19 protein-coding genes are annotated in these 21730 nt (G+C 68.0%); 15 read left to right on the top strand and 4 right to left on the bottom strand.

The window, feature by feature from the left end; translation table 11 throughout:
- Positions 1-4: 4 nt before the first annotated feature.
- The 3 genes from dapD to map form a co-directional block, all read right to left on the bottom strand.
- Complete coding sequence (dapD, locus tag AB4083_RS21295) at positions 5-868, bottom strand: 2,3,4,5-tetrahydropyridine-2,6-dicarboxylate N-succinyltransferase (RefSeq protein ID WP_441610530.1); 864 nt, start codon at positions 866-868, stop codon at positions 5-7.
- Positions 869-939: 71 nt separating this feature from the next.
- Positions 940-3582 (bottom strand): [protein-PII] uridylyltransferase, encoded by a 2643-nt coding sequence (glnD, locus tag AB4083_RS21290; RefSeq protein WP_441610529.1) that lies wholly within the window; start codon positions 3580-3582, stop codon positions 940-942.
- A gap of 120 nt (positions 3583-3702) precedes the next feature.
- Positions 3703-4467, bottom strand: a complete 765-nt coding sequence (map, locus tag AB4083_RS21285; protein WP_441610513.1) for a type I methionyl aminopeptidase — start codon at positions 4465-4467, stop codon at positions 3703-3705.
- Positions 4468-4817: 350 nt separating this feature from the next.
- Here map and rpsB point away from each other — a divergent pair, with 350 nt between their 5' ends.
- The 15 genes from rpsB (at position 4818) to AB4083_RS21210 (ending at position 19910) form a co-directional block, all read left to right on the top strand.
- The gene (gene rpsB, locus AB4083_RS21280; protein ID WP_441610512.1) at positions 4818-5723 is read left to right on the top strand and encodes a 30S ribosomal protein S2; all 906 of its coding nucleotides are present in this window, start codon (positions 4818-4820) and stop codon (positions 5721-5723) included.
- A 60-nt stretch (positions 5724-5783) separates the two neighbouring features.
- Positions 5784-6662, top strand: coding sequence for a translation elongation factor Ts (gene tsf, locus AB4083_RS21275; RefSeq protein ID WP_441610511.1), 879 nt, complete (start codon positions 5784-5786; stop codon positions 6660-6662).
- 232 nt (positions 6663-6894) lie between these two features.
- A complete protein-coding gene (gene pyrH, locus AB4083_RS21270) occupies positions 6895-7617 on the top strand; it encodes a UMP kinase (protein WP_441610510.1) in 723 nt (240 codons plus the stop codon).
- Between the two features lie 106 nt (positions 7618-7723).
- Positions 7724-8281 carry a ribosome recycling factor gene (gene frr / locus AB4083_RS21265; protein WP_441610509.1) on the top strand — a complete coding sequence of 186 codons (558 nt, stop codon included), beginning with the start codon at positions 7724-7726 and terminating at the stop codon, positions 8279-8281.
- A gap of 21 nt (positions 8282-8302) precedes the next feature.
- Positions 8303-9043, top strand: coding sequence for a polyprenyl diphosphate synthase (uppS, locus tag AB4083_RS21260; RefSeq protein WP_441610508.1), 741 nt, complete (start codon positions 8303-8305; stop codon positions 9041-9043).
- A 13-nt stretch (positions 9044-9056) separates the two neighbouring features.
- Complete coding sequence (locus AB4083_RS21255) at positions 9057-9875, top strand: phosphatidate cytidylyltransferase (protein ID WP_441610507.1); 819 nt, start codon at positions 9057-9059, stop codon at positions 9873-9875.
- Entirely contained in the window at positions 9872-11056 is a 1185-nt protein-coding gene (locus AB4083_RS21250; protein ID WP_441610506.1) for a 1-deoxy-D-xylulose-5-phosphate reductoisomerase, read from the top strand. Before AB4083_RS21255 ends, AB4083_RS21250 begins: the two co-directional genes overlap by 4 nt.
- A gap of 13 nt (positions 11057-11069) precedes the next feature.
- Positions 11070-12416 (top strand): RIP metalloprotease RseP, encoded by a 1347-nt coding sequence (gene rseP, locus AB4083_RS21245; RefSeq protein ID WP_441610505.1) that lies wholly within the window; start codon positions 11070-11072, stop codon positions 12414-12416.
- Between the two features lie 224 nt (positions 12417-12640).
- Positions 12641-15082, top strand: a complete 2442-nt coding sequence (bamA, locus tag AB4083_RS21240; protein WP_441610504.1) for an outer membrane protein assembly factor BamA — start codon at positions 12641-12643, stop codon at positions 15080-15082.
- A gap of 144 nt (positions 15083-15226) precedes the next feature.
- The gene (gene lpxD, locus AB4083_RS21235) at positions 15227-16255 is read left to right on the top strand and encodes a UDP-3-O-(3-hydroxymyristoyl)glucosamine N-acyltransferase (RefSeq protein ID WP_441610503.1); all 1029 of its coding nucleotides are present in this window, start codon (positions 15227-15229) and stop codon (positions 16253-16255) included.
- The gene (gene fabZ / locus AB4083_RS21230) at positions 16248-16721 is read left to right on the top strand and encodes a 3-hydroxyacyl-ACP dehydratase FabZ (protein WP_441610502.1); all 474 of its coding nucleotides are present in this window, start codon (positions 16248-16250) and stop codon (positions 16719-16721) included. The genes lpxD and fabZ overlap by 8 nt, the downstream gene beginning before the upstream one ends.
- Entirely contained in the window at positions 16718-17521 is an 804-nt protein-coding gene (gene lpxA, locus AB4083_RS21225) for an acyl-ACP--UDP-N-acetylglucosamine O-acyltransferase (protein ID WP_441610501.1), read from the top strand. Before fabZ ends, lpxA begins: the two co-directional genes overlap by 4 nt.
- Positions 17518-18723 carry a lipid-A-disaccharide synthase gene (gene lpxB / locus AB4083_RS21220; RefSeq protein WP_441610500.1) on the top strand — a complete coding sequence of 402 codons (1206 nt, stop codon included), beginning with the start codon at positions 17518-17520 and terminating at the stop codon, positions 18721-18723. Before lpxA ends, lpxB begins: the two co-directional genes overlap by 4 nt.
- Positions 18720-19316 carry a ribonuclease HII gene (gene rnhB, locus AB4083_RS21215; protein WP_441610499.1) on the top strand — a complete coding sequence of 199 codons (597 nt, stop codon included), beginning with the start codon at positions 18720-18722 and terminating at the stop codon, positions 19314-19316. The genes lpxB and rnhB overlap by 4 nt, the downstream gene beginning before the upstream one ends.
- A gap of 381 nt (positions 19317-19697) precedes the next feature.
- The gene (locus AB4083_RS21210) at positions 19698-19910 is read left to right on the top strand and encodes a hypothetical protein (RefSeq protein ID WP_441610498.1); all 213 of its coding nucleotides are present in this window, start codon (positions 19698-19700) and stop codon (positions 19908-19910) included.
- Between the two features lie 24 nt (positions 19911-19934).
- On the opposite strand, the gene AB4083_RS21205 is transcribed toward AB4083_RS21210, so the two are convergent.
- Positions 19935-21374: an amino acid permease gene (locus AB4083_RS21205; protein ID WP_441610497.1), complete on the bottom strand. Its 1440-nt coding sequence runs from the start codon at positions 21372-21374 to the stop codon at positions 19935-19937.
- Between the last annotated feature and the right edge of the window lie 356 nt (positions 21375-21730).

Below are 21730 nucleotides of genomic sequence, written 5' to 3'. Positions count from 1 at the left end.
GCCATCAGTCGGCGCTGCGCAGCAATTCGTTGATGCCGGTCTTGCTGCGCGTCTTCTCGTCCACCTGCTTGACGATGATCGCGGCGTACAGGCTGTGCGTGCCGTCCTTCGCCGGCAGGCTGCCGGCCACCACCACGCTGCCGGCCGGCACGCGGCCATAGCTGATCTCGCCGGTGGCGCGGTTGTAGATGCGGGTGGACTGGCCGAGGAACACGCCCATGCCGATCACGCTGCCCTTCTCCACCACCACGCCTTCCACCACTTCGGAACGCGCGCCGATAAAGCAGTTGTCCTCGATGATGGTGGGATTGGCCTGCAGCGGTTCCAGCACGCCGCCGATGCCGACGCCGCCGGACAGGTGCACGTGCGCGCCGATCTGCGCGCAGGAGCCCACCGTGGCCCAGGTGTCGACCATGCTGCCGGCGCCGACGTAGGCGCCGATATTGACGTAGCTGGGCATCAGCACGGCGTCCTTGGCCACGTGCGCGCCGCGGCGTACCAGCGCGCCGGGCACCACGCGCGCGCCCAGGCCCTGCAGCTCGGCGTCGTTGCCGTGGGCGAAGCGCAGCGGCACCTTGTCGAAAGCCAGCGCGGAGCCGCCGTCGACCACGCGGTTGCCATTGATGCGGAAGTACAGCAGCACGGCTTTCTTGATCCACTGGTTGACCGTCCAGCCGCCGTTGCCGTCCGGCTCGGCGACGCGGCGTTCGCCGGATTCCAGCAGGTCGATGACCTGCTCCACGGCGGGGCGCAGATAGGTTTCGATGTCCGACTGGGTGAGGTCGTTGCGGCGCTCGAAGGCGTCGTCGATCAGGGATTCGATGCTTTGCATGGCGTGCGCGATGGGGGCTGGTGAGAACCCGGCCATGCTAGCGGGATTGGCCGCGCCGGGCGAGCCGGTTTGGCCGTCCATCGCCGATCTTGCCCTTGCCGCTTGCGCTAACCCGCGCGCCTGGCCGCGCCCAGCCGGTCCAGCAAGGCGTGCAGCAGGCGGTCCTGCTGCACCACGCCCAGCGGCGCGTTGCGGCGGTCGGAGATCAGGAAGAAGTCCTCCACGCGTTCGCCGAAGGTGGCGATGCGCGCATCGTGCACGCGCACCTCGGCATCGGCCATGGCCTGCGACACCGCGGCGAGCAGGCCGGGCCGGTCGCTGCACACCAGGGCCAGCCGCGTGCGGTCGCCGACCGCGCTGAAGGCGATCTTCGGCGCCACCTGGAAATGCTTCAGATGCCGCGACATGTTCCGCCGCGACGGCTGGTGCGTATGCGCCGGCTGCGACAGCGCGCGGTGCAGGCGCTGCTGCAGTTCCTCGGCGCGGTCCACGCTGGCCGGCTGCTGGCTGTCCGACTCCAGCAGCAGGAAGGTATCCAGCGCCATGCCGTTGCGGCTGTTGAGGATGCGCGCTTCCATCACCGAGAAATGCAGGCGGTCCAGCATGGCGGTGACCGAGGCGAACAGACCGTCGCGGTCCGGCGTATAGACGAACAGCTCGGTGGTGCCGCGCACCGACAGCGGATGCACTTCGATCAGCGGCGTGGCGCCCGCGGCGCGGACGATCGCGGCGGTCTGCCAGGCGATCTGCTCGGGCCGGTGGCGCAGGAAGCTTTGCTCCGGGAAGTCCAGCCACACCCGTTCGCAGGCGACTTGTGCAAAACCTTCCGCCAGCAGCAGCGCCAGCGCGGCCTCGCGGCATTCGCGCACGCGCGCGGCGGCATCGCGCGGCAGTTCGTCCTCGCTGGCCAGCGCATAGCGCGTGGCGGTGTAGAGGTCGGCCAGCAGGCGGTCCTTCCATGCGTTCCACAGACGCGGACTGGTGCCGATGATGTCGGCGATGGTCAGCAGATACAGCAGGTCCAGCCGTTCGCGCTCGTCCACCGCTTCGGCGAAACGCTGCACCACCTCCGGATCGGTGATGTCCTGGCGCTGCGCGGTGACGCTCATCAGCAGATGCCAGCGCACCAGCCAGGCGATCAGCTCGATGTCTTCGCGCGGCAATCCAAGACGCGCACCGAACGCACGCGCATCTTCCTCGCCCAGCACGGAGTGATCGCCGCCGCGCCCCTTGGCGATGTCGTGGAACAGCGCGGCGAGCAACAGCAGTTCCGGCTTCTCCAGCGTGGGCCAGATGCCGCAGGCGATGGGGAAGTCGGCGCGCGCGGCCGGATCGGCGAAGCGCGCCACGTTGCGCAGCACGCGCAGCGTGTGCTCGTCCACGGTGTAGACGTGGAACAGGTCGTACTGCATGCGTCCGAACACCTTGCCGAACGCCGGCAGCACCGCCGCCAGCAGGCCGTGCCGGTTCATCCGCCACAGCGCTTCCACCGCCGGCGCGCCCTTGCGCAGCAGGCGCAGGAAGGCGTCGAGCACCTGCGGATCGTCGGCCAGCGCAGCGCCGAAGAACGCGGTGGCCTGGTGGATGCGGCGCATGGTGTCGGCGGTGAAGCCGACGATGCCGGACTCGCCCAGGCGCAGGATGAAGACCTCGACCAGCGCCGCGGGCCGGCGCACGAACAGATCCGGATCGCGCACCGCCAGGCGCGAACCGTAGCGCAGGAAATCCGCGCCCACGGCTTGCGGTTCCGCCGGCGGCTCCAGCATTTCCTCGAAGCGTTCGGCGATCTGCACGCCTAAGCGTTCCACCTGGCTGGCCGCGCGGTAATAGCCCTGCATGAACTGTTCGACGCCGAGATTCTTTGCGTGTTCGTCGCGGAAGCCCAGTTGCTCGGCGAGCGCGCGCTGGTAGTCGAACAGCAGGCGCTCCTCGGCGCGGCCGGCTTCCAGATGCAGCGCGAAGCGGTAGCGCCGCAGCGTGGCTTCGGCTTCTTCCAAGGTGGAGCGTTCGGCCGGATCGAGCAGGCCTTCCTCGACCATGCCGTCGAAATCGTCCGCATGCGCGAGGCGGCGGCCCAGCCAGCGCAGCGAATCGAGCGTGCGCAGGCCGCCGGGGCCGTCCTTGAGATTCGGTTCGAGGTTGTAGGCGGTGTCGTTGTAGCGCGCGTGGCGGCTGTCGCGTTCGGACAGGCGCACGGCGAGATAGGCGGCCGGCGGCCACAGCGCGGGATCGTCGACGATCGCCTGCAGCGATTGCTCCAGCAGCGGATCGCCGGCCAGCCGGCGCGCATCGAGCAGGCTGGTGAACACGCTGGCGTCCTGCGCGGCCAGCGCGCGGCACTGCGCCGGGTCGCGCACGGCATGGCCGACTTTCAGGCCGATATCCCACAGGGTGGCGAAGCATTGTTCCAGCGCGCGCAGCCGCGCCGGCTCGGCGCGCTCGGCCAGCACCAGCAGGTCCACGTCCGAACGGGGAAACAGCAGGCCGCGCCCGAAACCGCCGACGGCGAACAAGGCCGCGCCATCCACTTCACCCAGGCAGGCCGTCCACACGTGGACCACGATGCGCGCCACCGAATCGCCGCGCCGGCGCGCCAGCGCGGTGGCGTCGGCGCCGGCGCGGAAGGCAGTGGCGATGGCGCGGTCCACATCGCCCAGCAATTGCCGCAGCGCCCGCCGCGCCTCGGTCGACACGCCCGAGCGGGGAACCGCGGTGGGCAGGCGCGGCAGAGGGGGCAGTACGACGGTCATGCGCATGTGGACCGGGAAACCAGGGAACCGCAGCAGTCTGCCACGTTGCCGGGAACCTTGAGCGCCCCGAAACGAAGAAGGGCGGCACCTGGCCGCCCTTCTGCCTGCTCGTTCCGGCGCTCAGGCATCCGGCCAGGGCGTGAGGATCTCGAAGCCGTCCTCGGTCACCGCGATGGTGTGCTCCCACTGGGCCGACAGCGAGTGGTCCTTGGTGACCACCGTCCAGCCGTCCGGCAGCTGGCGCGTCTGCGGCTTGCCGGAGTTGACCATCGGCTCGACCGTAAAGGTCATGCCCTGCTTCAGCTCCAGCCCGCTGGCCGGCTTGCCGTAATGCAGCACCTGGGGCTCGTCGTGGTAGACCTTGCCGATGCCGTGGCCGCAGTACTCGCGCACCACCGAGAAGCCGGCTGCCTCGGCATGCTTCTGGATGGCGTGGCCGACGTCGCCCAGGGTGGCGCCGGGACGCACGGACTGGATGCCCAGCATCATCGCCTCGTGGGTGGTCTCGACCAGCCGCCTGGCCAGCACCGAGGGGGTGCCGACGAAGTACATGCGGCTGGTGTCGCCGTGCCAGCCGTCCTTGATGACGGTGACGTCCAGATTGATGATGTCGCCGTCCTTCAGCAGCTTGGACGGGCTGGGAATGCCGTGGCAGATCACGTGGTTGACCGAGGTGCACAGGGTCTTGGGAAACCCGTTGTAGCCGACGTTGGCCGGGATCGCCTTCTGCACGTTGACGATGTGCTCGTAGGCGAGGCGGTCCAGGTCCTCGGTGGTGACGCCCGGCTTGACGTGCTCCTTGAGCATCGCCAGCACTTCGGCGGCCAGCTTGCCGGCCTCGCGCATGGCTTGGAGATCGGCGGGGGATTTCAGGGTGACGGCCATAGTTCCACTCAGATGGCGCCGCAGACCCCCGGCTTCAACGGGCCCAGCTCAAGCTGAACCGGCCGGCGGCTTGCCGCTATGCCGGCGTGCCGGCTATAATTTCGGAGTTTTGCTGCCTCGAGTGGGCGCCACACAGGGCGCTTCCCTACCGGCCGCAAAGCGAAAAGTGATTGTAACCGCGCTGCGGCATGATCACCTAAGTCCTTGATCGGACAAACCAACGCCACACACGCATCGGCACCGCCTTCGGGGTGCCGCGGGCCCTTGGGGTACCGCGGTCGAAGCCGGGGATGCGTGGAGGTCCAAACCCCCCGGGCCACACGACAAGGCCCACTGAAGGAGTTATTCCCATGGCACAAGTCACCATGCGCCAGATGCTTGAAGCTGGCGTGCATTTCGGTCACCAGACCCGCTACTGGAACCCCAAGATGGCGCCGTACATCTTCGGTGCCCGCGGCAAGATCCACATCATCAATCTGGAAAAGACCCTCCCGCTGTTCACCGACGCGATGAACTTCCTGTCGGGCGTGGCGCAGAAGCGCGGCACCGTGCTGTTCGTCGGCACCAAGCGCTCGGCCCGCGAAGCCCTGGCCGAGGAAGCCGGCCGCGCCGGCATGCCGTTCGTGACCGCCCGCTGGCTCGGCGGCATGCTGACCAACTTCCGCACCGTCAAGCAGTCCGTGGCGCGCCTGAAGGAGCTGGAAGCGGCCGAAACCGACGGCAGCTTCGAGCGCCTGGTCAAGCACGAAGTGCTGGCCCGCCGCCGCGAGCGCGACAAGCTGGAGAACTCGCTGGGCGGCATCAAGGACATGAACCGCCTGCCCGACGCGCTGTTCGTGGTCGACATCGGCCATGAAGACATCGCCGTGCAGGAAGCCAAGAAGCTCGGCATCCCGGTGGTTGCGGTGGTCGACACCAACTACAACCCGGAACTGGTCGATTACGCCATCCCGGGCAACGACGACGCGATCCGCGCGATCCAGCTGTACGCCCGCGCCGCCGCCGACTCGATCCTCGAGGGCCGTGCCGCCGCTCCGTCGGCCGCCCAGGGCGACGCCAACGAGTTCGTCGAGCTCGACGAGGAAGGCAACCCGGTCGCCAAGGAAGAGCGCAAGGCCGCTCCGCGCCGCGACAACAACAACCGCGGTCCGGCCAAGAAGGGCGCTGGCGCCCCGCGCCGTGACGGTGGTGCCGGCGCTGGCCGTGGTGGCCGCGGCGGCCGCCCGAACGAAGGCGAAGCGGACGGTAGCGAGTAAGCCATCCCCCGCCCCGGCCGTGACCGGCCGGGGCGTTTCAAAGATTTTCGAGGAACCCAGATGACTGCCATTACCGCAAAACTGGTCGGCGAACTGCGCGAGCGCTCGGGCGCCGGCATGATGGACTGCAAGAAGGCGCTCACCGAGACCGGCGGCGACATCGACGCCGCCATCGAGCACCTGCGCAAGACCGGCCTGGCCAAGGCCGACAAGAAGGCCGACCGCGTCGCCGCCGAAGGCCGCATCGCCACTGCCGGCGAGAACGGCAAGGCCGTGCTGGTCGAGGTCAACAGCGAGACCGACTTCGCCGCCAAGAACGCCGAGTTCATCGACTTCACCAATGCCGTGGCCCAGGCCGTGCTGCAGGCTGGCGTGAGCGAGATCGAGGCGGTCAAGGGCGCCGCCATCGCCGGCTTCGCCAACATCGAAGAGGCCGCCAAGGCCAAGACCGCGACCATCGGCGAGAAGATCGACGTGCGCCGCGCCGCCCGCGTGGAGAACGACGGCCCGCTCGGCGTGTACTCGCACGGCGGCAAGATCGGCGTGATCGTGGCGCTCAAGGGCGGTTCGGAAGAGCTGGCCAAGGGCATCGCCATGCACGTGGCCGCGATGAACCCGCCCCACGTGAAAGCCGAGGACGTTCCCGCCGACTTCATCGCGCGCGAGAAGGACATCGCCCTCGCCGCCATGTCGGACAAGGAAAAGAACAAGCCGGCCGACATCCTCGACAAGATCATCGCCGGCAAGATCAACAAGATCGTGTCGGACGTGACCCTGGTCGGCCAGCCCTACGTGCTGGACACCGGCATCACCGTCGGCGACGCCCTGAAGAAGGAAGGCGCGGACGTGGTCAAGGTGGTGCGCCTGGTCGTGGGCGAAGGCATCGAGAAGGTCCAGGAGGACTATCTCGCCGAAGTGCAGAAGGCGATGCAGGTCTGACCTGCTTGCACATCTGCTGAAGAAGCCGCGGGAAACCGCGGCTTTTTTATGGCCGGCAGATGGCCGGCGTGGCACCGGAAGCATGGACGGCCGGACGTCCGCAGCATGCAGCGGAAGCACGCCTGCATGAACGAAACATCGTCGCACCGCATCGCCACGCGCTTTGCGCTTACCTGCGCGCGGCACAGCCGCTACAATACGCGCGTTTTGCCACACACAATCCGGAGACCCCATGAGCGAACCGCTTAATTATCGCCGCATCCTGCTCAAACTCTCCGGTGAAGCGCTGATGGGCGAAGCCGACTACGGCATCGACCCGAAAGTGATCGGCCGCCTGGCCGACGAGATCATCGACATCCAGCGGGCCGGCGTGCAGATCGGCGTGGTCATCGGCGGCGGCAACATCTTCCGCGGCGCCGGTCTCGCTGCCGCGGGCATGGACCGCGTCACCGGCGACCACATGGGCATGCTCGCCACCGTGATGAACGCGCTGGCCATGCAGGACGCGATCGAGCGCCGCGGCGGCTTCGCCCGCGTGATGAGCGCGATCCAGATCCACGACGTGGCCGAGGACTTCATCCGCCGCCGCGCCATCCGCCACATCGAGAAGGGCCGCATCGCGCTGTTCGCGGCCGGCACCGGCAATCCGTTCTTCACCACCGACTCGGCCGCCGCGCTGCGTGCGGTGGAGATCGGCGCGGACCTGCTGCTGAAGGCCACCAAGGTCGACGGCGTGTACACCGCCGACCCGGCGCGCCACGCCGACGCCACCCGCTACGACCGGCTCACCTACGACCAGGTGATCGAGCGCAAGCTGGCGGTGATGGATACCGCCGCCATCGCGCTGTGCCGCGACCACGGCATGCCGCTGCGCATCTACGACATGACGGTGCCGGGTAATTTGCTGCAGATCATGCGCGGCGAATCGATCGGCACCATCGTCACCGACCGCTGACGACCCAGGCGGGGCCGCCCGTTGGCGCCCCGCCCATCCGGCAGCCCGCATGCGGGCTGCCACCCCCTGTTATACTTCCAGGCTTGCACGTTCAAGGGGTATACCCATGCTCAACGACATCAAGACCGATGCCCAGACCCGCATGGGCAAAAGCATCGATTCGCTCAGGCACAGCCTCACCCGCCTGCGCACCGGCCGCGCCAGCACCGCGCTGGTGGAGCACATCAAGGTGCCGGCCTACGGTTCCGAGTCGCCGCTCAACCAGGTGGCTTCGATCTCGCTGGGCGACGCCCGCTCGATCATCATCACGCCGTTCGACAAGAGCCACATCGCCGCGATCGAGAAGGCGCTGCTGTCCTCGGACGTCGGCATCACCCCGACCACCGCCGGCACCGTGATCCGCCTGAACATGCCGCCGCTCACCGAAGAGCGCCGCCGCGAGCTGGCCAAGCACGTGGCGCACGAGGGCGAGGACGCCAAGATCTCGATCCGCAACGTGCGCCGTGACGCGATGCAGCAGGTCAAGGACCTGCTCAAGGACAAGAAGATCACCGAAGACGACGAGCGCCGGGCCGAGGACGATATCCAGAAGCTCACCGATCGCTTCGTCAAGGAAGTCGACACGATCGCCAGGGCCAAGGAAGAGGAACTGATGGCGCTCTGAAGCGCCATCGTTCCCCACAGCATGACCGGCGCCGACGCCGCGCGCATCCCGCGCCACATCGCCATCGTGATGGACGGCAACGGCCGCTGGGCCAAGGCGCGCCACCGCCCGCGCAGTTTCGGCCACAACGCCGGCCGCAAGGCCTTGCGCGAAGTGGTCGAGGGCTGCCTGCGCGAAGGCGTGCAGGCGCTCACCGTGTTCGCCTTCTCCAGCGAGAACTGGCAGCGTCCGCAGGACGAGGTCGGCGCACTGATGGAGCTGTTCGTGCGCGCGCTGGACAAGGAAGTGGAAGAACTGCACCAGCACGGCGTGCGCATGCGCTTCGTCGGCGACCTGGGTGCGTTCGACCCCAGCCTGCGCCAGCGCATGACCCAGGCCATCGCGCATACCGCCGGCAACGACAAGCTGCACCTGAACGTGGCGGTGAACTACGGCGGCCGCTGGGACGTGGTGCAGGCCGCGCGCAAGGCCGCCGAAGCGGTGGCCCGCGGCGAGTTCCGCGCCGACGAGATCGACGAAAAGCTGCTTGGCCACTGGATGAGCCTGGCCGACCTGCCGCCGCTGGACCTGTTCATCCGCACCGGTGGCGAGCTGCGCATCAGCAATTTCCTGCTGTGGCAGGCCGCCTACGCGGAACTGTATTTCACCGACACCTTGTGGCCGGACTTCGACCAGGCTTGCCTGCGCCAGGCTATCGAGGAATATGCACGCCGCGAGCGCCGTTTCGGGCGTACCGGCGCACAGGTCGCCGTCAAGGCCTAATCCAGGGACCCGCATGCTGCTTCAGCGAACCCTCACCGCATTGCTGCTCGCGCCGCTGGCGATCCTGCTGATCCTGTGGCCGCCGACCCATGTGTTCGCGCCGCTGGTGTCTTTGGCCTTCCTGATGGCGCTGTGGGAATGGACGCGCCTGTCCGGCCTGAAGGACCTGGGCGTGCGCATCGGCCTGCTGGCAGTCGCCGCCGTGCTGTTCGCCCTGCTGTGGTGGGCGCGCGATTCCGCGCTGTGGCCGGTGCTGATCGGCGCCGGCGTGCTGTGGTGGGCGGTAGCCTGTCTCTGGCTCCGGCATTTTGCGTTTGGCGCGGCGCCGACCCGCGAGAACCAGCTGTTCAAGCTGGGCGCCGGCGCGCTGGTGCTGGTACCGTCCTGGGTGGCCGCGATGAGCATCCACCGCGACCAGCCGCACGGGCATGGCTGGACCGTGCTGGCCCTGGTCATCGTGTGGGCCGCCGATATCGGCGCCTATTTCAGCGGCCGCCTGTTCGGCAAGCGCAAGCTGGCCCCGACCATCAGCCCCGGCAAGACCTGGGCCGGCGTGTACGGCGCCTTCGTCGCCGGCGCACTGGTGGCGGGCGCGGGCGGCTGGCTGCTAGACGTGCGCGGCACCCACCTGGTCGGCCTGATCCTGCTGTCGATGGTCACCGTGGTCGCCTCGATCGTCGGCGACCTGCTGGAAAGCCTGATGAAGCGGCATGCCGCGGTAAAGGACTCCGGCAGCCTGTTCCCCGGCCACGGCGGCCTGCTGGACCGTATGGACAGCGTATTCGCCGCCCTGCCCGTATTCGCCGCCGGCAAATTGCTGCTGGGTCTATGAGCAAGCCCCGGCAGATCGCGGTACTGGGAGCCACCGGCTCCATCGGTGGCAGCACGCTGGACGTCATCGCGCGCCACCCGGACCGTTTCCGCGCCAGCGTGCTGGCCGCCCACCGCCAGGTGGAAGCGCTCGCCGCGCTGTGCGAGAAGCACCGGCCGGAGCTGGCCGTGATCGGCGACCCGGCGCTGGAGGGCGAACTGGCCCGCCGCCTCGCCACCGCCGGCGTGCGCTGCGAGGTGGCCGCCGGCCATGACGCGATCACTGCCGCGGTGTCGGGCGGGCTGTGCGACACGGTGGTGGCCGCCATCGTCGGCGCCGCCGGCCTCGATTCCACCCTGGCCGCCGCGCGCAGCGGCAAGCGCCTGCTGCTGGCCAACAAGGAATCGATCGTGATGGCGGGCGAGCTGCTGCTGGCCGCCCTGCGCGAAGGCGGCGGGGAACTGATCCCGGTCGATTCGGAACACAACGCCATCTTCCAGTGCCTGCCGGGCGGCCGCCCCGAGCTGGCGCGCAGCGGCGTGCGCCGGCTGGTGCTGACCGCCTCCGGCGGCCCGTTCCGTGGCCGCACCCGCGCCGAACTGGCCGCGATCACCCCGGACGAAGCCTGCCGGCATCCGAAGTGGTCGATGGGCCGCAAGATCTCGGTCGATTCGGCCACCCTGATGAACAAGGGCCTGGAAGTGATCGAGGCCCACCACCTGTTCCAGGCCGCGCCCGACGCGATCGAGGTGCTGGTGCATCCGCAGAGTCTGGTCCACTCCCTGGTCGACTACGTCGACGGCTCGGTGCTGGCCCAGCTCGGCAACCCGGACATGCGCACCGCGATCGCCCACGCACTGGCCTGGCCGGAGCGGGTGGACTCGGGCGTGCCGCCGCTGGACCTGGCCGCCCACGGCACGCTGCAGTTCGAGGCGCCGGACCTGGCCACCTTCCGCTGCCTCGCCCTGGCCTTCCAGGCGCTGCGCGCGGGCGGCGACGCCACCGCGGTGCTGAACGCGGCCAACGAGGTGGCGGTGGAAGCCTTCCTCGCCGGCGCCCTGCCGTTCCTGTCGATCGCCGACGTGGTCGAAAGCGTACTCATGGAACTGCCGCCGCAAGCTGTGGTCGATGTCCGGTCCCTTACTGAACGTGACCGGGCAGCCCGCGAGGCCGCCCGCCGCGTTCTCCGCAACGCATGCTGATAAGCTCTTGCAGATGAACTCTATTTTCGGTCCGGTCTTCTGGTTGCTGGTCACGCTCGGCGTGCTGGTGACCTTCCATGAGTTCGGCCATTTCTGGGTCGCGCGCCGCTGTGGCGTCAAGGTGCTGCGCTTCTCCGTGGGCTTCGGCCGGGCGATCTGGAAGCGCATCGGCAAGGACGGCACCGAATACCAGGTCGCCATCATCCCGCTGGGCGGCTACGTCAAGATGCTGGACGCCCGCGAAGGCGAGGTCGATCCGGCCGACCAGGGCCGCGAGTTCACCCACAAGCCGGTGTGGCAGCGCATCGCCATCGTGGTGGCCGGCCCGGCCTTCAATCTGATCTTCACCCTGGTGGCGTTCTGGGCGATGTTCGTGGTCGGCATGCCCGACGCCGCGCCCATCGTCACCGCCGTGCCGCACAGCATGGCCGCCGAGGCCGGCGTGCGCCCGGGCGACCGTGTGCTGGCCGTCGACGGCAAGCCCGTCGACACCCTCAGCGACGCCTACGAGGCCATGGCCAACGCCCTGCTCGGCCGCGAGCCGCTGCCGCTGCGCGTGCGCGGCGGAGATGGCGCGGAGCGTCTGCTCACGCTGCCGCTGAACCAGCTGCCGGCCGGCCAGGACATCGGCCAGTACCTGGAAAAGCTCGGCATCAAGACCGCGCCCGCCGCACCGGTCGCCGCCGTGGTGAGAGCGGGCTTCCCTGCCGCCGCCGCCGGCCTGCAGGGCGGCGACCGCATCGTCAGCGTCAATGGCCAGCCGGTGGCCGACTTCGAGGCGTTCTCGCTGCTGGTGGCGGCCCAGGCGGCCAAGTCGCCGGCGCTGGCCATCGCCGTCGAACGCCAGGGCAAGCCGCTCGCGTTCACGGTCAACGCGCGCATGGAATCGATCGAAGGCCAGCCGTCGCGCTGGCTGATCGGCGTGTCGCCGCCGCAGGCCGAGCAAGTGGTGCGCCGCTACGGGCCGGTCGCCGCCGTGTCCGCCTCGCTGACCGCGACCTGGGACAACACCGTCTCGCTGTTCAACATGATCGGCAAGATGGTCACCGGCCAGGCCTCGACCAAGAACCTGTCCGGCGTGATCGGCATCGCCCAGGTGGCCAACGCCTCGGCCAGCATGGGGCTGGCCTGGTTCCTGCGCTTCCTTGCCCTGGTCTCGCTGAGCCTGGCCGTATTGAACCTGCTGCCCATCCCCGTCTTGGACGGCGGACACCTGCTGTATTACCTTATCGAGTTGGTCAAGGGCAGTCCGCTGAGTGAGCGCACGATGATGGCCGGTCAATACATCGGCCTCGCCTTGTTGTTCACCTTGATGGGTCTGGCGTTCTACAACGACATCCATCGCAGCCTGTTCTTGTGAAGCACGTACTGGTGACGTGCGCGCCCAACGCCTGCGTCGGGGGACGACCGGCCCGCGGCAAGGCGACTGATGTCGCCCAGGTCGCGGCGCCAAACGTTGAAATGTCCTCCGCCGCGCTCGCGAACGGCGCGCGCTTTTTTTCGAGGCGGGGAAGGTTCCTGTCTCAACTCTTACTCGCAGTGGCCGTCGCGGCCGCTGCGTCCGCATAAACAACGGAATCGACGATGAAGCGTATCGCCGCCCTGATCCTGCTTGCCTCACTCACCGCCAACGCGCTTGCGTTCGAGCCGTTCGTCGTTTCCGACATTCGCATCGATGGCCTCAGCCGCATCTCTGCGGGCACGGTGCTCAACTACCTGCCGGTCAACAAGGGCGACCGCCTGACCGCGGACGCCGCCCAGCGCGCGATCCGCGCCTTGTACCAGACCAAGTTCTTCAGCGAGGTCGAGATCGACCGCGAAGGCGAGATCATGGTGATCAAGGTCACCGAGCGCCCGTCCATCGCCAAGCTCACCCTGCGCGGCAACAAGGACATCAAGGAAGACGACCTGCGCAAGGGCCTGAAGGAGATCGGCCTGTCCGAGGGCGAGACCTTCGACCGCCTGTCGCTGGACCGCGTGCAGCAGGAACTGATCCGCCAGTACTACAACCGCGGCAAGTACAACGTGTCGGTCGAGCCGCACGTGACCAACCTGGACCGCAACCGCGTGGCGATCGAAATCGAGATCCGCGAAGGCAAGGTCGCCAAGATCAAAGAGATCAACATCGTCGGCAACAAGGCGTTCACCGACAAGGAAATCCGCAAGGACTTCGAATCCAGCACCAGCAACTGGATGTCGTGGTACTCGAAGGACGACCAGTACTCGCGCGAAAAGCTCTCCGGCGACCTGGAGAAGCTGCAGTCCTACTACATGGACCGCGGCTACGCCGACTTCGGCGTGGATTCCACCCAGGTGACCATCGCCCCCGACAAGCGCGAGATGTACATCGCCGCCGCGGTGAAGGAAGGCGAGATCTACAGCGTCTCCGACATCCACCTGCTCGGCGACCTGGTGCTGCCCGAAGAAACGCTGCGCCAGCTGGTGTTCCAGAAGAAGGACCAGACCTTCAACCGCAAGGCGATCGAAGCCAGCTCGGACGCGATCAAGAGCATCCTGGCCAGCATCGGCTACGCCTTCGCCAAGGTCACCCCGGTGCCGAAGCTGGACAAGGACAAGCGCACCGTCGACCTCACCTTCTACATCGAGCCCGGCAAGCGCGTGTACGTGCGCCGCGTGGTGTTCAACGGCAACACCCGCACCGAAGACGACGTGATGCGCCGCGAGATGCGCCAGCTCGAAGGCAGCTGGTTCTCGCAGCCGGCGATCGACCGCTCGAAGATCCGCCTGCAGCACCTGGGCTACTTCAAGAAGGTCGACATCGACAAGAAGCTGGTGCCCGGCACCGAGGACCAGGTCGACCTCACGGTGAAGGTGGAAGAACAGTCCGCCGGCAGCCTGATGTTCGGCGTGGGCTACTCGCAGTACTCCGGCATCATCCTGTCCGCCTCGGTGTCGCAGAACAACTTCCTGGGCACCGGCGACAGCTTCTCGGTGTCCGCGCAGCGCAGCGACTACGTCACCAGCGTCAGCGCCACCTATTTCAATCCCTACCTGACCGACAGCGGCATCGGCATCGGCTACAACGCCGCGTACAGCAAGAGCGACTACGGCGACGCCAACAGCGACTTCGTCAACTTCACCAGCAGCCAGAAGTCGTTCTCGGCGTTCCTCAACATCCCGATCACCGACTTCGACAGCCTGCGCGCCGGCCTTGGCCTGAGCAGCAACAAGATCAACCTGGACTACCAGGCCTACGATTCCACCGGCCAGATCGTCACCCAGAGCCTGTCGCCGCAGCAGCTGATCGACTACCAGAACGCGATCGGCCACAAGACCATCCACTCGTGGACCGGCCAGCTGGGCTGGACCCACGACACGCGCAACGGCTACTGGGCGCCGACCCGCGGCGGCATGATGACGCTGTCGACCGACATCGCCCTGCCCGGCTCCACCGTGCAGTACTACAAGATCTTCGGCGAGGCCAACCACTACTGGCCGATCGGCCGCGGCTTCGTGCTGTACCTGGACGGCCAGGTCGGCTACGGCAAGACCTACGGCCAGGAGTACGACCACTCCTTCGGCGACTACATCAAGGGTCAGAAGATCGACTTCCCGTTCTGGGAGAACTACTACTCCGGCGGCGTGCGCGACGTGCGCGGTTTCCAGGACAACACCCTGGGCCCCAAGCTTTGCGTCGGCACCGACGCCAGCGGCAAGCCGTTGCAGGCCGACAAGGACGGCCGCTGCAGCGGCGGCTACTACACCAACGCCCAGCCGGTCGGTGGCGCGTTCAAGGTGCTGGGTACCGCGCAGGTGTTCATCCCGCTGCCGTTCCTGAAGGACATCAACACCGCCCGCGTGTCGTGGTTCGTCGACGTCGGCAACGTGTACAAGGACTACAGCAGCTTCAAGGCCTCGGACCTGCGCGCCTCGACCGGTCTGTCGCTGCAGTGGCAGGCGCCGATCGGCCCGCTGATCATCAACTTCGCCATGCCGATCCGCTCCAAGAAGGAAGATCGCCATTACGAAGAGCGCATCCAGTTCACCTTCGGCAGCCAGTTCTAAGCTCGCCGCCGGCCGGATCGGGCAGCGCCGGATCAGGCACCGCAACACCCCGGAAGCGCGGCCTCGGCCGCGCTTTCTTTTGCCCGTGCGGAAAGACGTCGCGGCCCCCACGCCCTACAATGCCCGCACCGCCAGGGAGCCCGCATGAGCACCTTCCAATACACCGTGGCCGAGCTGGCCGAGCGATTCGGCCTCGCCTTCCAGGGCGACGGCCAGCGCGTCATCGACGGCGTGGGCACGCTCGCCGGCGCCGGTCCCAGCCAGCTCAGCTTCCTTTCCAACGGCAAGTACGGCGCCCAGCTCACGGGCTCGCGCGCCGGCGTGGTGGTGCTGCGCGAGGAAAACCTCGGCGACTGCCCCACCGCCGCGCTGATCGCCAAGGACCCCTACGTCGCCTACGCCAGGATCGCCGCGCTGTTCGAGCGCCTGCCCGCCGCACCGGCGGGGATCCATGCCAGCGCCGTGGTCTCGCCCGCCGCACGCGTCGCGCCCGGCGCGAGCATCGGCCCCTGCTGCGTGGTCGAAGAGGGCGCCGTGATCGAAGACGGCGCCGTGCTCGGCCCGCATTGCATCGTCGGCGCCGGCTGCACGGTCGGCGCGCAGTCGCGGCTGGTCGCGCGGGTCACCCTGGTCACCCGCGTGACGCTGGGCAAGCGCGTGCTGGTCCATCCCGGCGCGGTGATCGGCTCGGACGGCTTCGGCCTCGCCTTCGATCGCGACCACTGGATCAAGCTGCCCCAGCTCGGCGGCGTGCGCATCGGCGACGACTGCGAGATCGGCGCCAACACCACCATCGACCGCGGCGCGCTGGAAGACACCGTGCTGGAAGAGGACGTGCGCCTGGACAACCAGATCCAGATCGCCCACAACGTCCACGTCGGCGCGCACACCGCCATGGCCGGCTGCGCCGCGGTGGCCGGCAGCGCGAAGATCGGCCGCTACTGCATGATCGGCGGCAACGCCGGCGTGCTGGGCCATCTGGAGCTGGCCGACCGGGTTACCATTACGGCCAAGAGCCTGGTGACCCATTCGATCCGCGAGCCCGGCGAGTATTCCTCGGGGGTACCGTTGCAGGAGAGCCGCCTGTGGCGGCGCAACGCGGCCCGTTTCAAGCACCTGGATGAGTACGTGCGCCGCCTTTCGGCGCTGGAGAAGGACAGCAACAATGAGTGACAAGACCGAGCCCTTCCACCTGCCGGTGACGGTGGAGCAGATCCAGAAGCTGCTGCCGCATCGCTATCCGTTCCTGCTGGTGGACCGGGTGATCGAGCTGGAGCCGGACCGCCGCGTGGTGGGCCTGAAGAACGTGACCATGAACGAGCCGTTCTTCCAGGGCCATTTCCCCGGCCATCCGGTGATGCCCGGCGTGCTGATCGTGGAGGCCATGGCGCAGACCGCCGGCCTGCTCACCCAGATCAGCAGCCGCATGAAGGGCGACACCGGCAGCCCGCTGTTCTACCTGGCCAAGGTGGACGACGCGCGCTTCTACTGCCCGGTGGTGCCGGGCGACCAGCTGCATATGGAAGTGAAGCTGCTGCGCCTGCTGCGCGGCATGGGCATGTTCGAGGCCGAGAGCCGCGTCAATGGCAAGAAGGTCGCCTCCTGCCAGCTGGTCTGCGCGGCGAGGTCCGACAAATGAGCGAGCCCAGCCCGAGCCAGCCCGGCTCGATCCATCCCACCGCACAGATCGACCCGTCCGCCAGACTGGACGCCAACGTCAGCATCGGCGCCTACAGCGTGATCGGCGCCGAGGTGGAGATCGGCGAGGGCACGGTGATCGGTCCGCACGTGGTGATCGAAGGCCCGACCCGCATCGGCCGCGACAACCGCATCAGCCAGTTCGCCTCGCTCGGCGGCGCGCCGCAGGACAAGAAGTTCCAGGGCGAGCACAGCGAGCTGGTGATCGGCGACCGCAACTTGATCCGCGAATTCGTCACCGTCAACCGCGGCACCGGCGACGGCGGCGGCATCACCCGCATCGGCAACGACAACTGGCTGCTGGCCTACGTGCACGTGGCGCACGATTGCCAGATCGGCAACAACACCGTGTTCTCCAACTACTCGGCGCTGGCCGGGCATGTGGAGATCGGCGACTTCGTGATCATGTCCGGCTTCTCCGGCGTGCATCAGTTCTGCAAGGTCGGCGCGCATGCCTTCATCGGCATGGGCTGCCTGGTCGGCTCCGACGTGCCGCCGTTCGTGATGATGGCGAACGAGCAGCGCGGCCGCCCGCGCGGCATCAACAGCGAAGGCCTCAAGCGCCGCGGCTTCGACCCGACCCGCATCGCCGCGATCAAGCGCGCCTACCGCACGCTGTACATGGCCGGCCTCACCCAGGCCGACGCGCGCGAGCAGCTGGTGTCGCTGGCGCAGGAAAGCGACGACGTGCGCGCGATGCTGGAATTCCTGGATCGCAGCGAGCGCGCGCTGGCGCGATGAGCGCGGCGACTCCAGCCCCCATCGTCATCGCGCTGATCGCCGGCGAAGACTCCGGCGACCAGCTCGGCGCCGACCTGATCGTCGCGCTGCGCAAACGCTACCCCGAGGCCCGCTTCGTCGGCATCGGCGGCGCGCGCATGCAGGCGCAGGGTTTCGAATCCTGGTACGACATCCGCGAACTGTCGCTGTTCGGCCTGGCCGAAGTGATCAGCCACCTGCCGCGCCTGCTGCGCCTGCGCAAGGAACTGGTGGCGCGCCTGCTCGCGGCGAAACCCGCGGTGGTGGTCGGCATCGACGCACCGGACTTCAATCTCGGCGTCGAGCAGCGCGTGCGTGCCGCCGGCCTGCGCACCGTGCACTACGTCAGCCCCTCGGTGTGGGCCTGGCGCGAGGAACGCGCGGCCAAGATCGGCCGCAGCGCGGACCGCGTGCTGTGCCTGTTCCCGATGGAACCGGCGATCTATGCGCGCCATGGTGTCGACGCCCGCTTCGTCGGCCATCCGCTGGCGGACCGCTTCGCGCTGGTCTCCGACCGCGTCGGCGCGCGCGATTTCCTCGAGCTGCCGCAGAACGCACCGGTACTCGCCGTGCTGCCGGGCAGCCGCTCGTCCGAAGTGACCAAACTGGGCCGCTTGTTCCTCGACGCCGCACGCCGCGTCGCCGCGCAATTGCCCGGCCTGCGCATCGTGATCCCCGCCGCCAACGCACGCGTGTACGCGACGCTCAAAGCGATGCTCGGCGACGGCCCCAGCAACGACGACACGCCCATTCTTCTTGATGGCCGCGCGCACGAAGCCATGCTCGCCGCCGACGTGGTGCTGCTTGCCTCCGGCACCGCCACGCTGGAAGCCATGCTGGCCAAGCGCCCGATGGTGGTCGGTTATCGGGTGTCGCCGATCAGCTACCGCATCGCGCGTGCGCTGAACATGCTCAAGACCGACGTCTACGCGCTGCCGAATATCCTGGCCCGTGCCTGCGGCATGGGCGACCAGGCGATGCTTGCGCCGGAGCTGATGCAGGACGATTGCACGCCGGAAAAATTGTCCGCCGCCGTGCTCGCGCTGTTCCACGACAGCCAGCGCCGCGGCGAGATCGTCGCCGCGTTCGAGCAACTGCACCGCGCGCTGCGCGGCGAGCTGGAAGGCGAAGCAGGCGATCACGCAGCGGATGCGATCGGCGAACTGATCGAGCGGCCGCGATGAGCGGCAAAGCGCTGCGCCATATCGCCGGCGTCGACGAAGCCGGCCGCGGTCCGCTCGCCGGTCCGGTGGTGGTAGCCGCGGTGATCCTGGATCCGACGCGCCCGATCGACGGCCTGAACGATTCGAAGAAACTCACCGAAGCCAGGCGCGAAGCGCTGTACCCGCTGATCGTCGCCAACACGCTGGCGCACTGCATCGTCGCCATGAGCGTGGCGGAGATCGACCAGCTCAATATCTTCCAGGCCACCATGGCCGGCATGAGCCGCGCCGTCGCCGGCTTGTCGCTGGTCGCGCACGAGGCCTGGATCGACGGCAATGCGCTGCCGAAGAACCTGCCCTGCCCCGGCCGCGCGATCGTCGGCGGCGACGCGCTGGAGCCGGCGATCAGCGCCGCCTCGATCCTGGCCAAGGTCACCCGCGACCGCCTGATGGTGGCGATGGAAGCGCAGTACCCCGGCTACGGCTTCGCCGCGCACAAGGGCTATCCCACGCCGGCGCATTTCGAGGCGCTGCAGCGGCTGGGGCCCTGCGCCGAACACCGCCGCAGTTTCGCGCCGGTGAAGATCATGCTCGATCAGGGGCTGCTGTTTTAAAGACGCTGTTTTGGACGTCCGTTCGGCGCCCCGCGTCAAGCATCAACGAGGCCAAAACCCCTCGCCCGCAGGCAATTTCCGTCATGCCCTTCGACACGGGTTTTTTCTTGCGACGCGGGCCTAAACTACAGCCACGATCGGAAGCGCCGACCTCCATCCGATCGACGCTTCAGCTTCGCCCGCGCCGCGCAACCCTTCTCCAGCGGCGCGCATCGAAGGGTAGCAGCAGGACGAAGCCGGGCCGACCGCCCCGCCGACCGCCGAACCACCCCGGTTCCCCGGCGCAGTCACCGCTTCAGGCAGGGACGCAAAGTGCAGCCTTCCGCGCTGCCGCGCGGAAACACGCCAGCGACGCATGCAAGACGCCGCAGGAGTCCAGCCATGACACTTCCCAACACGCCACTCACCGTCGTCCCGAACGGTGGCGACGCCCCGTCCACAGCATCGGGCGCGATCTCTCCGAGCTCGGCGCAGGACGCGCCGCCGCTGCTGGACATCGCCCACGTCGACTACAACCTGCACCCGCTGAAGGTGACCGGCCTGGATCATTTCATCGAGCAGCCGGACGGCAACGAGCGCTTCCGGATTTCCTGAAGCGCAAGGCCGCGGGCGCAGCGCTCAGCCGCGCCCGCGCATCCGGCTGTGCCGGTAACCGTAGGCGATGTAGATCAGCATGCCCAGCGCGGTCCACGCGCCGAGCAGGATCCAGTTGGCCAGGTTCATCTGCGCCAGCAGGAAGCCGCACACCAGCACGCCCAGGCTGCACACCACCGGCGCGGCCGGCACGCGGAAGCCGCGCGGCAGGTTCGGATGCGACCGGCGCAGCACCAGCACGCCGATGCACACGGTGGCGAAGGCCAGCAGCGTGCCCATCGACAGCAGGTCGCCGAGCAGGCTGAGCGGAAACACCGCGGCGAGAATGCCGCCCACCGTACCCACCAGCAAGGTGGTGCGATGAGGCGTCTGGTGACGCTCGTGCACCGCGCCGAAGAACGTCGGCAGCAGCCCGTCGCCCGCCATGCTGTAGAGAATGCGCGACAACCCCATGTGCATCACCAGGATCACCGAGGTGAGGCCCGCCACCGCACCCACCTGGGTCAGCAGCTTCAGCCACGCCAGCTGCGGATGCGCCGCCAGCGCCGTCGCCACCGGCTCGGCCGTACCCAACTGGGCATACGGCACCAGCCCGGTCAGCACCGCCGCCACGATGATGTACAGCACCGTGCAGACCGCCAGCGAAATCAGGATGCCCGCCGGCACATTGCGCTGCGGATTACGCGTCTCCTGCGCTGCCGTGGCCACCGCGTCGAAGCCGATATAGGCGTAGAACACGCTGGTCGACGCGCGGAACACGCCAGACCAGCCGTAGTGATCGCCACCCTGGTTCGCCGGCACATACGGATGCCACAGCGACGGATCCACATATTGCAGCCCGCACACCACGAACAGCACCACCACGATCACTTTCAACGCCACCACCACACTGGCGAACGCCGTTGACTGCCTGGTCCCCCGATACAGCAGCGCGGTCAGCGCCGCGACCACCAGCAGCGCCGGCAGATTCAGCAGCGCACCGGTCAACTGCAGATGCCCGTCCTTGAAACTCAGCGGCGCATTCGACAACGCCGCCGGCACCTGCATGCCCAGGCTCTTCAGCAAGCCCACGCCATACCCCGACCAGCCCACCGCCACGGACGACACCGCCAGCAGATATTCCGCCACCACATTCCAGCCGATGAACCAGGCCAGCAACTCGCCAAAGGTGGCGTAGGCGTACACATATGCACTGCCCGACACCGGCAGCATCGCCGCGAACTCCGCATAACTGAGCGCCGCCAGCGCCGCCGCCAACCCCGCCAGCACAAACGACAACGTCAACGCCGGCCCCGCATGCTCCGCCGCCGCCTGCCCCGTGATCACGAAGATACCGGCGCCGATCACCGCCCCCACGCCCAGCACGATCAATTCCTTCAAGCCCAGCGTCCGCCGCAGCGAATCATCGGCAGTGAGCGAGGCCTCGACAGGCTTCACGGCAAACAGCGAACGGATCAACGACATCGGAGCGCTCCGGAGCGCAGCGGAAAGCCCGGAACCATGCCAGCCAGGGGCGGCCCTGGCAACTGGAAAGAGGTCGTACCCACCCCCAAAGAGCCGGCGGCAAAGCCGCCGCGTTCCGCTTGCGCGCTTTTGATCTTGCTCTTCGCTCTTGATCTACCGGGTCCCCTTGGCGCCGGCGGTGAGGGCTGGACGAAAAGGCCCCCGCAGGGGGGCGGGGACAGGACGTCCCCGCCTTTTTGATCAGGGCATGGATGCCCTGTCAAAAAGCCCGGCCAGCCCTCACGGACCCTCCGATGGCTTTGCCATCGGAGGGCGCCAAGCAGGGTGCCCTTCTCTTTGCTTAGCTTTCTCTTGGG

Origin of the sequence: Dyella sp. 2RAB6 (genome assembly GCF_052115385.1) — a bacterium.
Lineage (GTDB): Bacteria > Pseudomonadota > Gammaproteobacteria > Xanthomonadales > Rhodanobacteraceae > Dyella_D.
Note: the sequence above shows the minus strand (reverse complement) of the source record. Positions and strands in the feature narration are given on the sequence as shown.

What these genes read in the sequence shown, in the direction of transcription:
- fabZ (WP_441610502.1), top strand. Translation starts at nt 16,248, where the DNA reads ATGAGTGACAAGACCGAGCCCTTCCACCTGCCGGTGACGGTGGAGCAG.
- lpxD (WP_441610503.1), top strand. Translation starts at nt 15,227, where the DNA reads ATGAGCACCTTCCAATACACCGTGGCCGAGCTGGCCGAGCGATTCGGC.
- rseP (WP_441610505.1), top strand. Translation starts at nt 11,070, where the DNA reads ATGAACTCTATTTTCGGTCCGGTCTTCTGGTTGCTGGTCACGCTCGGC.
- AB4083_RS21210 (WP_441610498.1), top strand. Translation starts at nt 19,698, where the DNA reads ATGACACTTCCCAACACGCCACTCACCGTCGTCCCGAACGGTGGCGAC.
- AB4083_RS21205 (WP_441610497.1), bottom strand. Translation starts at nt 21,374, where the DNA reads ATGTCGTTGATCCGTTCGCTGTTTGCCGTGAAGCCTGTCGAGGCCTCG.
- dapD (WP_441610530.1), bottom strand. Translation starts at nt 868, where the DNA reads ATGGCCGGGTTCTCACCAGCCCCCATCGCGCACGCCATGCAAAGCATC.
- map (WP_441610513.1), bottom strand. Translation starts at nt 4,467, where the DNA reads ATGGCCGTCACCCTGAAATCCCCCGCCGATCTCCAAGCCATGCGCGAG.
- rpsB (WP_441610512.1), top strand. Translation starts at nt 4,818, where the DNA reads ATGGCACAAGTCACCATGCGCCAGATGCTTGAAGCTGGCGTGCATTTC.
- bamA (WP_441610504.1), top strand. Translation starts at nt 12,641, where the DNA reads ATGAAGCGTATCGCCGCCCTGATCCTGCTTGCCTCACTCACCGCCAAC.
- AB4083_RS21255 (WP_441610507.1), top strand. Translation starts at nt 9,057, where the DNA reads ATGCTGCTTCAGCGAACCCTCACCGCATTGCTGCTCGCGCCGCTGGCG.
- AB4083_RS21250 (WP_441610506.1), top strand. Translation starts at nt 9,872, where the DNA reads ATGAGCAAGCCCCGGCAGATCGCGGTACTGGGAGCCACCGGCTCCATC.
- lpxB (WP_441610500.1), top strand. Translation starts at nt 17,518, where the DNA reads ATGAGCGCGGCGACTCCAGCCCCCATCGTCATCGCGCTGATCGCCGGC.
- tsf (WP_441610511.1), top strand. Translation starts at nt 5,784, where the DNA reads ATGACTGCCATTACCGCAAAACTGGTCGGCGAACTGCGCGAGCGCTCG.
- uppS (WP_441610508.1), top strand. Translation starts at nt 8,303, where the DNA reads ATGACCGGCGCCGACGCCGCGCGCATCCCGCGCCACATCGCCATCGTG.
- frr (WP_441610509.1), top strand. Translation starts at nt 7,724, where the DNA reads ATGCTCAACGACATCAAGACCGATGCCCAGACCCGCATGGGCAAAAGC.
- lpxA (WP_441610501.1), top strand. Translation starts at nt 16,718, where the DNA reads ATGAGCGAGCCCAGCCCGAGCCAGCCCGGCTCGATCCATCCCACCGCA.
- pyrH (WP_441610510.1), top strand. Translation starts at nt 6,895, where the DNA reads ATGAGCGAACCGCTTAATTATCGCCGCATCCTGCTCAAACTCTCCGGT.
- glnD (WP_441610529.1), bottom strand. Translation starts at nt 3,582, where the DNA reads ATGACCGTCGTACTGCCCCCTCTGCCGCGCCTGCCCACCGCGGTTCCC.
- rnhB (WP_441610499.1), top strand. Translation starts at nt 18,720, where the DNA reads ATGAGCGGCAAAGCGCTGCGCCATATCGCCGGCGTCGACGAAGCCGGC.